This is a genomic window from Acinetobacter sp. NIPH 817, from assembly GCF_000368405.1.
Lineage (GTDB): Bacteria > Pseudomonadota > Gammaproteobacteria > Pseudomonadales > Moraxellaceae > Acinetobacter.
The window spans coordinates 1,475,870-1,489,056 of record NZ_KB849420.1; the positions used below are offsets into that span (position 1 = coordinate 1,475,870).

Below are 13,187 nucleotides of genomic sequence, written 5' to 3' on the forward strand. Positions count from 1 at the left end.
TTAAATTTGGCATAACTTTTGCTCAATTAATATTGTGCACAATTTAAATATCACATTGTACACAATCTTAATTTCATTCTTTTAGACAGAAAAACAATGCTGCTGAAAGTGCCTCCATCTTAAGGAAGTGAGTGTTCAAGATGAATAATACCGAAGCAATAATTAAACCTTCTTATGATGCAAAACTGACAAATCAAGACTTGGCTCCTTTAAAAAAGCAAACATGGGGCGCTTATAATATTTTTGCTTTCTGGATGTCTGATGTTCATAGTGTCGGCGGGTATGTCATGGCTGGGAGCCTTTTTGCACTTGGGCTCAATAGCTGGCAGGTACTTCTATCTTTACTCATCGGCATTGCCATAGTTCAGTTTTTTACAAACCTGATTGCCAAGTCTAGCCAACAAACTGGTACGCCCTATCCTGTTATTTGCCGCGCAACCTTCGGTGTGCTTGGTGCAAATATTCCTGCCGTTATTCGTGGTCTTATTGCTGTCGCGTGGTATGGCATTCAAACCTATTTGGCCTCAAGTGCTTTCTTATTGGTCATTTTAAAGTTCTTTCCAGAATGGTCGGTCTATGCCGATGTTTCAACTTATGGCTTTCTTGGACTTTCCTATTTAGGATGGGTTGGATTCATGCTGCTTTGGCTACTACAAGCGATTGTTTTTTGGTCTGGCATGGACAGTATTCGTAAATTCATTGACTGGGCAGGTCCAGCTGTTTACATCGTAATGTTTGCGATGGCAATATGGCTGATCTGGAAAGCTGGCTGGCAAAATATTGATTTAAACTTGAGCGGTGTTCAATACGACGGTTTTGCGGTTGTACCAGTCATGATTGGTGCTATTGCACTTGTTGTCTCATATTTTTCAGGGCCGATGCTGAACTTTGGTGACTTTTCTCGTTATGGCAAAAGTTTTAATGCCATTAAAATAGGGAACTTTCTTGGGCTACCGATTAACTTCTTAGGCTTTTCTTTACTTACTGTAGTTTGTATTGCGGCAACGCTTCCAGTCTACGGCAAGCTCATTACAGACCCTGTCGAGATGGTTGGAAAACTAGATAACACATTTGTGGTGATTTTAGGCAGTTTAACCTTAATGATTGCCACCATCGGGATTAATATTGTCGCTAACTTTGTTTCACCTGCCTTTGATTTTTCCAACGTTTCACCGAGCAAAATTAGCTGGCGCATGGGTGGAATGATTGCAGCAGTTGGTTCGATTTTCATTACCCCATGGAATTTATTTAATAACCCTCAAGTGATCCATTACACCATTGATATTTTAGGTGCATTTATTGGTCCACTTTTTGGTGTATTGCTCGCCGATTTTTACTTTGTTAAAAAACAGAAAATCGAAGTAGATGATTTATATACCTTAGATACCAAAGGCTCGTATTGGTACAAAAATGGTTATAACCACTCTGCCTTTTATGCCTTAATTCCAGCTTCATTAATTCCTATTCTATGTGTGCTGCTACCACAACTGTCTGCACTTGCTAATTTCACATGGTTCATTGGGATGGGATTCGGTTTCATTATTTACCGATTTCTTAACCAACCGCTTGGCCATACTAAATCGGCAATGACTAAGGTAAAAGTACAATGAAAATTAAAATTATTAATCCTAATACCACCCAAAGCATGACCGATAAAATTGCTGTATCAGCCAAGATAGTCGCGAGTATTGATACTCAAATTATTGCGGTGAGTCCTCAAATGGGCCCTGCAACAATTGAAAGTTATTATGATGAAGCCCTAAGTGCCGTAGGTGTGCTAGAAGAAATTCGCCAAGGTGAACAGCTAAATGTAGATGCTTATATCATTGCCTGTTTTGGCGATCCCGCGCTTTATGCTGCCCGTGAAATTACGTCGGCACCTGTGATTGGGATTGCAGAAGCAGCTATGCGAACTGCAAGTTATGTTAGTACTGGTTTTAGTGTGATCACCACCTTACAACGCACAGTGAATATGAGCTGGCATCTGGCTCATCGCTATGGCGCTCAACTCTTCTGTAAAAATGTTCGAGCTTGTGACATTGCAGTTGAAGAGTTAGAGCATCCTGACTCAGATGCTTATCGAACCATACGCGATGAGTGCAAAAAAGCGCTCGCAGAAGATAAAAGCGATGCGATTGTTTTAGGCTGTGCAGGCATGAGTGATTTATGTTTAAAGCTACAAAACGAGTTGGGAGTAATTGTTATTGACGGCGTTGCAGCAGCAGTTAAACAAGCTGAAATGTTAGTTCAGTTAAATTTAAAAACCAGTAAATTTGGTGATTGGGCCTCACCCCCTATAAAAAATTACACAGGCATATTGTCAGGATTTGGAATACGCTAAAGAGTTATTGTTTCAATTCCAACTCAAAACGCTGCGTTGGAATTGAAACGGCTCAAAATCAAATAATTAAACTTCGGCTAACTCTGGCTGGTGTTCATTTTTATAAAATGGCACATCACCGTTAATAGTTGCACGGTGCATGATGCGATGAGCATCGCCATAATCAAATAATGCTTTATGTTGTGTGCAACGGTTATCCCAAATCGCGACATCACCATCTTGCCATTTCCAACGCAAATGAAACTGCTCTTGAGTCGCATGTTCAAACAAGAAATTAAGTAATTGCTCACTTTCTTGTTCAGGTAACTCATTAATTCGAGTGGTAAAGCCCTCACTTACAAATAACAAAGGCTCACCTGTAACCGGATGGGTACGCACCACTGGGTGAACCACTGGTGGGTTACGCTTAAATGTTTGCAAAAGCTTTTCACGCTCTTCTTCGTTGTGGGCAAAACGCTCAAGTGGAAAAGACTTACGAATATCGTGTGTTGCAGTTAAACCACGTAATTTTTGCTGTAACTCAAGCGAGAGTCTTTTAAAAGCTGTTGTGTTGCTGGACCACAACGTATCACCGCCTATAGGTGGAATTTTAATGGCTTGTAATACACAACCTAAAGGTGGATTTTTACTAAAAGTCACATCTGTGTGCCAAAGTTCATTATCACGCAAGTCTTGTTTCCAGCTATCGAGCACCATCACTTCAGGTACATCTTCAATTGAAGGATAAATTGGGTGCACATGTAAGGTGCCAAAACTACGGGCCAAGTCTGCTTGTGCTTGCGGTGCCAATTGTTGCTTTCGAAAAAAAATGACCTGATGATCAAGCAAAGCCTGCTGGATTTGTTGCGTCGTGTGTTCATTTAACGCATTCAAATCGACATCATGAATAATTGCGCCAATGGTAGGCTTGATCACTTCAATATTTAAATTTGCTACGACTGTATTCATCTTCTTTACTACAACTGCTGACCATACCAAGGAGAAAACTGTTTTTGTAACCAACGTAAAAACAGCTCAAAACTAACTGCGACAATCGCAATCACAATAATGCCCAGAATCACCGTATCGGTAATTAAGAACTGCGCTGCTGATTGCACCATAAAACCAATACCACGATCTGCTGCAACTAACTCTGCTGCAACTAATGTTGACCAGCCCACCCCGAGACCAATACGAATACCTGTAATAATATGAGGTAAAGCGGTTGGTAAAATCACATGCCAAAAGACTTGTGCCTGACTTGCTCCTAGCGACAGTGCAGCACGCTCACGATTAAGCTGATGGCTTAACACACCATGCGCACTACTAATAATGACAGGCGCCAAAATCGAGAAGAAAATCAAAAGTACTTTTGTGGTTTCGCCAATACCAAACCAGATCACCAGTAATGGCAAATAAGCTAACGGTGGAATTGGACGTAATAATTCAACTAAAGGATCTAGAACAGCACGGACCCATTTGTTCAAACCCATCCATAAACCCAATGGAACACCAATCACTACAGCAGCAATCAAAGCTAAAAATACTCGAGAGATACTGGCTGCTAAGTGTTGCCACAAAGTTGCTTTCATAAAGCCTTCTTGGCTGACCGATATAAATTTCTGCCATACGGCCTGTGGACTCGGTAAAAATAGCTCAGGTACGATATGCAAAGCAGTAATGAGAAACCAAAGCGCAACCACACTTCCCACACTGATTATGCTAACCGCCAAAGTGCGATGCTTCTCAAAAAATGACAATAAAAATGAAGCTTTTTCTGATTGTGCATCTGGCTTAAGTTTTAGCTCTGTTTTGTCATATTCATAGACGTTATCTTTAGTGTTCATGTAGGTAACGCCTCCTTACCGCTTTGTTTTTGTGCCCTTAAAGTTTCAAATAGCTGTTCTCTGAGCTGAATAAATTGAGGGTCCGATTTAATCGAGCGAATAGACTCACCCTGACGATATCGTTCAGCAAAATCGAGATGTAGAGTTTCTACAATTTTGCCTGGATGCGCTGTCATCAGAACTAACTGATTGCTGAGCAATAATGCTTCTTCAATGTCATGCGTAATTAAAAAGAAACTTTTATTTTGCTGAATCCATAAATCGAGCACTAACTGCTGCATGTTTTCACGTGTAAAAGCATCTAATGCAGCAAAAGGTTCATCTAATAAAATAAACGGCGCGTGACTGATCAAAGCTCTGGCAATACCAACACGTTGTTTCATACCACCGGAAAGTTCCCAAATATTGGCTTTTTCAACGTGACTTAAACCTACAATTTTTAAAATTGCGTTCACTTGAGCTTCGATATCTGCGCACTTTAAACCTTTTAACTGCAAAGCGAAACCAACATTATCTGCAACATTCAACCAAGGAAGGAGTGCATGATCCTGAAATACCACAGCGCGGGTTACATCTGGTCCATTTACCACTTCATGATTTACAAGCACATCACCTGAACTCGGTTTTTGAAAGCCTGCCAAGATATTAAGCAAAGTTGTTTTGCCACAACCTGACTCGCCCAAAATCACGGTTAAAGAACCTTCTTCAATCGTTAGGTTAATGTCTTGTAAAACTGGCTTTTGTTGTTTAGGAAAAGTCAGATGAATATGTTTGGCTTCTAGTACACTCATGACAACTCCTTAAGGCTGCAAAAATGAAGAATTCACGTTGCCTTTATAATCGGCTTTCAGTTGATCGACTTTGCCCTGACCTTTTAAGAACTTCGCTGTATCAAAAATATTTTGCGCAAATTCACCATCTAAAGTTTGTTTTTGCTGAGCGTGGTCAAGGTAAATATTTCCACTTAATAAAAGCGGGATATCTTTTGGATCGGAACCTGTGAGCTGCGCAATTTTTTGCACATTATCGGCATCTTTAACGTAAGCGGCTGGGTCTTGATTATATTTTTCAAGCTGCTCAAGCGTAGTTTGGACAAAAGCTTTTAAGAAGTCAGGATTTTTCTCTGCAAAGTCTTTACGTACTACCCATAAATCATAAGTTGGAGCGCCCCATTCACCGACTTGTTTTGAGTCAGTTAAGACTGTGCCAGATGCTTTGGCTTTACTTAAAGCAGGTTCCCACACATAGGCAGCATCAATGTCACCACGTTCCCAAGCAGCTGAAATTTCAGGTGGACGCAAGTTAATAATTTTTACTTTATCTTCTGGAATATTCCAATGTTTCAGTGCAGACAAAAGGCTGTAATGTGTGGTTGAAACAAACGGTACAGCAATGGTTTTGCCAATTAAATCTTGAGGGCTTTTAATCCCTGATTTATTACTCACCACGAGTGCTTCAGATGCACCAAGTTTTGAAGTAATTAAGAATACTTCAATCGGTAAATCACGGCTGGCCGCAGCAGCAAGTGGGCTTGAGCCAATATTGCCAAGTACCACGTCGCCCGAGGCAAGTGCATTAACTACATCTGAACCCGCATCAAATTTTTTCCATTGAATGTTACGTTGGCTATGTTTTTCATACTCCCCATTCGCCTGCGCCACTTTGCTTGGGTCAACTCCAGTTTGATAAGCAATCACAACAGGTTTGTTGTCACGAACTGAAGCACTTGTATTATTGTCTTTTTTATTTTGCCATACGATAAATGCAACAATTGCGACTACTACAATTGCCGTGATAATCAACGGTTTGGTCTTCGTGCTCATAATTTCATGATCTTTCAATAATATAAGCTCATGGTATGCAGCTGGCTTTATAATGAAAAATAAAAAAATATGAGTTGCTTATCTAATTTTTATAAATAACTTTTTCTTATAAGTTTTTATCTTTTGGTAAAAAGAAAATTTTAAGTAATCTTATAGGATAGATACAAAATTAAAATACTTATATATCAATAATTAAAAACGATATTCCTAAATCATATGATTAGGAAAGCCTGACATATACCTTCTGGTATTTTATCCTACTCATTTCATCATTTTTATTTTTGCTTATCGCATCCAGAGTTTTGCATCTAATTAATTTTCATTCTTTTATATAAAGTACAGATTTTATTATCTTTTTATCTTGAATCTTCTGCAAATATTAAGATTTGGACAAATCTTTTTCTGGTTTATACATGAGGCAAATTTAATTTTTATTTTTAAGAGGAGAAATCATCCCTTGTTTAAACGTCCTACAACTTTCAAAAAAATATTCATCGCGACGACTTTGATTACATTCAGCCTCTCAAGTCATGCAGCACTTACCTTTGGCAATGCTGAAGAAGGTCAACTTAAAGTAAGTGGTACTGTTCGGGCTAAATATATTTATGATTTTGACTCTGAACCTTCTACCAGTAAATTTTCCTTTAATGACGCAGTATTATGGCTGGACTATAACTCACCGAAATGGATTGGCCGTCTAGATTATCGAGTTTATGAGTATTATGGACGTTTAGGCGATGCCAACTGGCTCACCGATGCGTGGTTGGGTTATAAAATTAATGACAACAGTAAAATTATTGCTGGCTTAAACCCCGTTCCTTTTGGCTTGGGTCGCTTTTGGGGAAATACTTATTATTTAGGCATTGCCAATAGTGCGGGTTGGGAAGATGTACACAATCTTGGGGTGAAATATGATTTCAATGATGGAACCAATGAAGCACAACTCGCCTTTTACCCTACCGATGGTGGCACTTATAGAGGTAAAAGCAAAGACTCAAGTCGATTTAGTATCAACCCTGTCAATGCGGATGACTCTGTACCGCAAGGCACCAATACTAAAGAAAAGAACTCGATTGTGGTTCGCGGCGCTCATACCTTTAAAAATGTCTTAGGCCAAGAAAATTTCTCTACCCAACTGGGTGCTTCTCTTTGGTATTCCACCATTGAAAACAAACGTTCAGGACAAGATGGCGATCGCCAAGTCTATTCGGTTTTTAGTAATACCAATTATAACCAATGGAATTTACAGCTTTTGGCTGGTTATCAAGACATTGATAATGCCGATGCTCAATATAAAGATCACCTGACTTTGGGTGGTTTCGATTATTCATTTAACTCTGCAACCAAAGGTCAGATTTATTCAGCCGAACTCAGCTATTTATTTCCTCAGCAATTTGGCCCCATTACCTCTGTTCGTCCTTACTTGAACTATAGTTCTTATCGAAAAGAACAAGATGGCTTTAAAGATTCAACCCGTTTTATTCCCGGCATTGCCTTTAACTATCAAAAACTGACGGTACAAGCCGAATTGCTGATGGGTAAACACGATCCATATCTAGGAGACAGTGAAGGCCTTGCAGCTGGTGGAAGCAATGATAAATGGAATAAAAAAGCGTTTGTGATTTTTGCTTATTACTTCTAATTTTTAAAACAAAGGCCAACAGATGTTGGCCTTTGTTTTATCTAGATATTTATTTTTACTCTAGTCGATTACTGGTGAATTATTGAGAGGAAGTTCTGTTTTATCTTCATCAATCACATCGACATCTTGAGCGGTAGGCTCAAACTTAATCAGTAGTCCAATCACAATTAAAGGAATAAAGGCAAAGATAGAAATAATCAGGTAAACATCGGTTTTATATCCCGCCATCCAGATCGGTAAAACAAACAAAGCAATTGCTTGAGCAACACCCGTTACTGCACGGTTAAAGCCGACACCAACGCCACGAATCGAAGCTGGATAAGCCATTGTGGGATAAACCATCATTTGTGCCCCAGGCCCAAAGCCTTCGGCAAAAAGCCACAAACCGAGCATGCCAATTGCGGTGTAGAGTAAAAAGCTATTACCGGGTTCACCAATTAATGCTAAGGCAATGAGGGCTATAAACTGGAGTAAAAAGCCTGTAAGCAACACATGACGAGATTTAAATCTGCTAGCAACAAATACGCCTAACAGTCCGCCCGTAAATGCAAACAGTAAATTAAGTCCAAGTGTTGTAGTAATGGTCGTCAAGACATCGGTATGAAAGAAACGCGTTAAAATAGAAGGTAAAAAGTAGGCAATGGTCGTGTACTGAAATGCCACCGAAATGTGAATCACAATTGCCACAATAGTTCTTGGTAAATAGGTTTTATTAAATAAAACTGCAAAACCCTCGCGCTTTTTCTTATCGCTAGTTCTTTCTACTTTTTCAACTGTAGCGACTGCATGAATTGCATAGGACTCTTGTAGAACTTTTGCTGCCCCTTTTAAATCGCCTTGGTTTGCAAGCCAAATGGGTGACTCAGTTAAATATTTACCGCGAATAAAAATAATGAGTAATGCTGGCACTGCTCCAAAAATTAAAGATGCTCGCCATAACCAGTTGCTATGCTCAGGGGGTAAAAGAAAATAAAGCGCCAGAACTAGACCAAAACATACCGAAGAAGCGGCGTACCACATTGGGCACCATGCGGCTAAACGCGCTGCCTTGTTGCTACTACCGTTAAATTTGGAGAATTCAGATAAGTATGACATTGCGACAGGCAAATCAATACCAACACTAATTCCCATAATAAATCGGGCTAAAATCAAAACCCAGACATTCGGTGCAAAGCCTGCGACAATTGCCGCAATGACAAATAGCACCATGTCCGCCATGAAGACCCTATAACGGCCGATTTTATCTGTCAGCCAACCACCAATCAGGTTACCCACAATGGTTCCGCAGACAATTGCTGAAGCTACGACCCCAGTCATGACAGGGCTTAAAGAAAACTCAGAGATAACTTGCTCAATACCAAATGAGAGCGTTGTTAAATCATAGGCATCAATAAACACCCCAATCAGTGCCAACCAAATGACTTTATTCGACTTACCCTTCCCTGCAAATTTGGAAATTAATTGTGAAACATCATCGGGAGATTTAATTTCATAACGATGGTTATGATCGAGTTCTTGTGTGCTCACTTAATAATTCCTGTATTTTAGTCACAGAAACAAAATAATGATTATTCACATAATACAAAAACAAATTAATCTGATGTTTTAATCTAAATTATAGAATTATTTTTTCATTATTAACTCAGCAGTAAAACCGATATAAAAAGACAAAATAAAAGCTGGCATTTAACCAGCTATTTATTTAAAGGTTTTCCGAAATATTAACTCGCCTCAGCAAGTTTTAATTCCTTTAGATTACGATATTTTGCACCGCGGTGATTTTCAGGCAAATATGGCCCAGCCCCAAATAGTTTTTCTCTTAATGTTCCTTGTGCATACGACGTTTGATATACCCCTCGTTTTTGCAACCCTGGCACAATAAACTCAACTACATCGGCAAAGGTTTGATGAGCCAAAATGTAGGCAAGGTTAAAGCCATCGACATCGGTATCTTCAACCCATTGTTGTAGAGCATCCGAAACGGTTTCTGCCGAACCCACCAATACTGGCCCATTACCACCTAAGCTGTTCCAATTTGCAATTTCTTCAATGGTCCAAACACGCTCAGGATCTGCATTTACGTAAGAATCTAATAAAGATTGAATGGCATTGGTTTGAATATATTCAACTTTGTCAGTGGGTTGATATTGTGAAAAATCGACACCAGACCAGCCAGATAGCAATGTTAAAGCCCCATCGTAGCTTCCATAACTTTGATATTCTTTAAACTTAGCCTGTGCTTTTGCATCGGTTTCATCAGTGACAATCGACAAAAGTGCATAAATTTTAACTGAGTACGGGTCGCGGCCTTCTTGAGCCAATTTTTGGCGAATACCCTGCACTACTTTTTTAGTGGCAATTTTAGACGGCGCTGCAATAAATACACACTCGGCATTTTGACTTGCAAACTTCTGCCCGCGTGAAGATGCGCCTGCTTGGTAGAGTACTGGGGTTCGCTGCGGTGATGGTTCACAAATATGGATACCGGGCACTGTAAAGTATTTACCTTCGTGCTGAATTGGATGTACTTTTTTATGGTCAGCAAAGATACCGCTTTCACGATCACGCAGTACCGAACCTTCTTCCCAAGAACCTTCCCAAAGTTTGTAAAGGACTTCTAAGTATTCATCAGCAATATCATAACGATTGTCATGATTAACCTGAGTTTTTAATCCTAAGTTTTTCGAACCACTTTCCAAATAAGAAGTCACGATATTCCAACCAACTCGCCCTTTGGTTAAATGGTCTAGCGTGCTAATACGTCTAGCAAAAGGATAAGGATGTTCAAAGGAAATCGAGGTTGTGACACCAAAACCCAAGTGCTTTGTGACTGCCGCCATCGCTGGCACAATCTGTAGCGGATCATTGACCGGAACTTGTATTGCACCTGTTAAGGCATGTTTAGCGCTTTGATGATAAACGTCATAAATACCGAGCACATCTGCAATAAAAATACCGTCAAAAAAACCACGCTCAAGAATTTGTGCTAAATCTGTCCAATATTCTAAATCTTTATATTCAACAGATCGATCTTGAGGATGTCGCCATAATCCAGGAGATTGATGGACTATACAATTCATTTCAAAAGCATTAAAACTAATTTTCTTAGTCATAAAATATCAACCAGCATTTTATTTAATTTTTATACTAAAGCAATTTTCAGGTTTTCTTTATAATATAAACCCCAAACAAAATATGATTTTATTCTAATAGATTTTTATAATTCATTTTAAAAACAAAATAATATTAAGCCACTAAAATAGCAGCTTAATATCTAAAACTATAATTTATTGTTTAGCAACATTTCCTATTCGCCATTGATAAGGTGGTAATGTGCCATTTACACTAAAATCACCGACAATTCGATTTTTAAATACTCTCGGGTTGTGTGAAGATAAAGTTCGTACATTACGCCAGTATCGATCCAAGCCTAAGTCTTTGTCTGTTGCAGAAGCACCTAAAGCGTCAAATAAAATTGTAGAAGCATTTAAAATTAAATCGGTAATGACCGTTTGAGACTGCGCACTTTCAAGCTCGGCAAGCGCATTTTGCTCTTCTTCCAGCTGCTCATTATTTTGAAATGCAGCCAAGTAAGCACGCTGTAAGCTTTGTGCAACTTTTTCAACAATCGCCCCTGCACTGTAAGCCGCACCACGAACTTGTCCCACTACTTGTAAAATTTGTGGATCCTGTTTTACAAATTGGGCATTTGCATGCGTGTAGTTTCGGGTACGTTTGGCCACAGCTTGCGAAACATCATAGGTTGCAGCACGTCCTAGACCCGTAATGATTGCCAGTTGGACCAGTTGATAGTAAGCCGCTGAATATTTAAAACGATCATCATCAGGTAAGATTTCAGTTTCATCGACCAATACGTCATGGAAATATGCCGTGCCACTTGCGGTGAGTTGCTGACCAAAGCCATTCCAGTCATCAACAATTTCAACACCCTCATCTTCGCGGCGAACAACCACCGAACCAGACTCACCCTTTAAATCTGTTACACCAATTTCAACCCAGTCTGCATATAGACTGCCTGTGGTGTAGTACTTTTGACCTTTAACACGAATTTTTCCGTCACTATCCCGATATAGATAAGTTTCAAACTGATCAATTGACTCTTTTCCACCTTCAGACCACGCACTGCCAACCGTTTCCCCATTGGCAATTCGATTGAACCAACGCTGTTGAAACACTTTATCTTTACTCACCAACACATCTTCAGTGAAACCAAAGTGCACACGCAAAGCTTGTGGTAAGTTTGAATCGACCTCTGCAAGTTCAATGAGCAATGCAAATAATTCAGGAATGGTTGCATCAAAGCCACCATGGGTTTTAGGAAGTCGTAAACGTGTAAAGCCAACATCTTTGAGCCACTGAAGTTGTTCATAGGGCAAAATATGCTGTTGCTCACGGATTAAAGCCCCTTCTTTAATACGGGCAAAAGTCGGTCTGAAATTTTTTGCCAATTCATCATAACGTTCTGAAGGGCCTTCACCCCATACGCGAGAAATAATTGAGGCCTGACTAAGTGCTGCATGCGTTAATGAACCGAGATGATGCTCAAAATTTAAATTTGTCATGTAAGTAAAACCAATATTGCTTTGCTTTTACCATAAAATATTTATTTCACATGAAAACGATTATTTTTTTATAACAGTATTCAAACTTTATATAACGCACAACAAAAGCCTGCCAACGCTAAGCGATCTCTTTCTTGTTAAGACTATGCTGACTTTGCAATAAGGTTTGCATATATTCTGAATAAACAGATAGTTTTTCGAAAATATGCTCTGAATAAAACATATCATCAATTAAATGAGTCATTTGATGCGTCGTGAAGGTGTAACACAGTCCTACCAGCTCTGCATTCATTTGAGCAAACTTCGCGCATAATTTGACATAAGTTTCATCTTTATTTTTGAATAATAATTTCCGCATTTCTAAGCTATTAAAGTTTTTTAAGTCATCATCTTTTGTGGTTTTAATCCAATAAATTTTGACCTTTAGAAATTGCTCAAGAGCTTCTAAATGCTCGACATCTATGTCTAAACTTGTAATTAAAAAAACTGTAGAAAGGTCACTTCGACACAGTGCTTTGATTAAGCTTAAATAAATAAACTCAACTTCATTAAGCTCTGCAAGTTCCAAATCAATATAAATTTTTAGACTTTCTAAAACTTCATCTACCTTAAATAGCACCTTTTTATCTGCTTGATAATATTTATTGAGAATAGAAAGTACAGGCGCAGTCGCAGGTGTCGTATAAATGGCAGGCTTGTTTAAGTTTGCAAAAATAAAAGGTGAAAATAGGTAGGCCACGCTACTTTGCTGTGGCTTAATATGAGATTGGATTAAATATACAGTTTCAGGTTTGGAAAAGTCTCTGAGTACTTTTGCTCTTAATAAAGTAGCTTCAAAATTAACGTAAGTCTGCTCTAACTGAGCCAATATAGAAATAGGAATAGGCTGATTTTTAATAATTTTATGCAGGACATTGAGTTGAGAGGTAATAAACATTTTTTAACATCCAAGCTATTTTAGAAGAGCTACAC

At 39.0% G+C, this 13,187-nt stretch carries 11 protein-coding genes; 3 read left to right on the forward strand and 8 right to left on the reverse strand.

The window, feature by feature from the left end; translation table 11 throughout:
- Positions 1–140: 140 nt before the first annotated feature.
- Both F968_RS10610 and F968_RS10615 read left to right on the forward strand, forming a co-directional pair.
- Positions 141–1,610, forward strand: coding sequence for an NCS1 family nucleobase:cation symporter-1 (locus F968_RS10610; protein ID WP_004792933.1), 1,470 nt, complete (start codon positions 141–143; stop codon positions 1,608–1,610).
- A complete protein-coding gene (locus tag F968_RS10615) occupies positions 1,607–2,341 on the forward strand; it encodes an aspartate/glutamate racemase family protein (protein ID WP_004792935.1) in 735 nt (244 codons plus the stop codon). The genes F968_RS10610 and F968_RS10615 overlap by 4 nt, the downstream gene beginning before the upstream one ends.
- Positions 2,342–2,407: 66 nt before the next feature.
- Here the strand turns inward: F968_RS10615 and tauD are convergent, their stop codons facing one another.
- Genes tauD through tauA form a run of 4 tightly spaced genes read right to left on the reverse strand, consistent with a single transcriptional unit; the run spans position 2,408 to position 6,008 of the window.
- Entirely contained in the window at positions 2,408–3,289 is an 882-nt protein-coding gene (tauD, locus tag F968_RS10620) for a taurine dioxygenase (RefSeq protein WP_004792936.1), read from the reverse strand.
- A gap of 8 nt (positions 3,290–3,297) precedes the next feature.
- Positions 3,298–4,167, reverse strand: a complete 870-nt coding sequence (gene tauC / locus F968_RS10625; RefSeq protein ID WP_004792938.1) for a taurine ABC transporter permease TauC — start codon at positions 4,165–4,167, stop codon at positions 3,298–3,300.
- Positions 4,164–4,958, reverse strand: coding sequence for a taurine ABC transporter ATP-binding protein (locus F968_RS10630; protein WP_004792939.1), 795 nt, complete (start codon positions 4,956–4,958; stop codon positions 4,164–4,166). The genes tauC and F968_RS10630 overlap by 4 nt, the downstream gene beginning before the upstream one ends.
- A 9-nt stretch (positions 4,959–4,967) precedes the next feature.
- Positions 4,968–6,008, reverse strand: a complete 1,041-nt coding sequence (gene tauA / locus F968_RS10635) for a taurine ABC transporter substrate-binding protein (RefSeq protein WP_004792942.1) — start codon at positions 6,006–6,008, stop codon at positions 4,968–4,970.
- Positions 6,009–6,447: 439 nt separating this feature from the next.
- On the opposite strand from tauA, the gene F968_RS10640 reads away from it, so the two are divergent.
- Positions 6,448–7,632, forward strand: a complete 1,185-nt coding sequence (locus tag F968_RS10640; RefSeq protein WP_004792944.1) for a hypothetical protein — start codon at positions 6,448–6,450, stop codon at positions 7,630–7,632.
- Between the two features lie 60 nt (positions 7,633–7,692).
- Here the strand turns inward: F968_RS10640 and F968_RS10645 are convergent, their stop codons facing one another.
- The 4 genes from F968_RS10645 to F968_RS10660 form a co-directional block, all read right to left on the reverse strand.
- Positions 7,693–9,159, reverse strand: coding sequence for an MFS transporter (locus F968_RS10645; protein ID WP_004792945.1), 1,467 nt, complete (start codon positions 9,157–9,159; stop codon positions 7,693–7,695).
- A 194-nt stretch (positions 9,160–9,353) separates the two neighbouring features.
- The gene (locus F968_RS10650) at positions 9,354–10,745 is read right to left on the reverse strand and encodes an LLM class flavin-dependent oxidoreductase (protein WP_004792948.1); all 1,392 of its coding nucleotides are present in this window, start codon (positions 10,743–10,745) and stop codon (positions 9,354–9,356) included.
- 174 nt (positions 10,746–10,919) lie between these two features.
- The gene (locus F968_RS10655; RefSeq protein WP_004792949.1) at positions 10,920–12,215 is read right to left on the reverse strand and encodes an acyl-CoA dehydrogenase family protein; all 1,296 of its coding nucleotides are present in this window, start codon (positions 12,213–12,215) and stop codon (positions 10,920–10,922) included.
- Positions 12,216–12,333: 118 nt separating this feature from the next.
- The gene (locus tag F968_RS10660) at positions 12,334–13,152 is read right to left on the reverse strand and encodes a hypothetical protein (RefSeq protein WP_004792951.1); all 819 of its coding nucleotides are present in this window, start codon (positions 13,150–13,152) and stop codon (positions 12,334–12,336) included.
- Positions 13,153–13,187 lie beyond the last annotated feature (35 nt).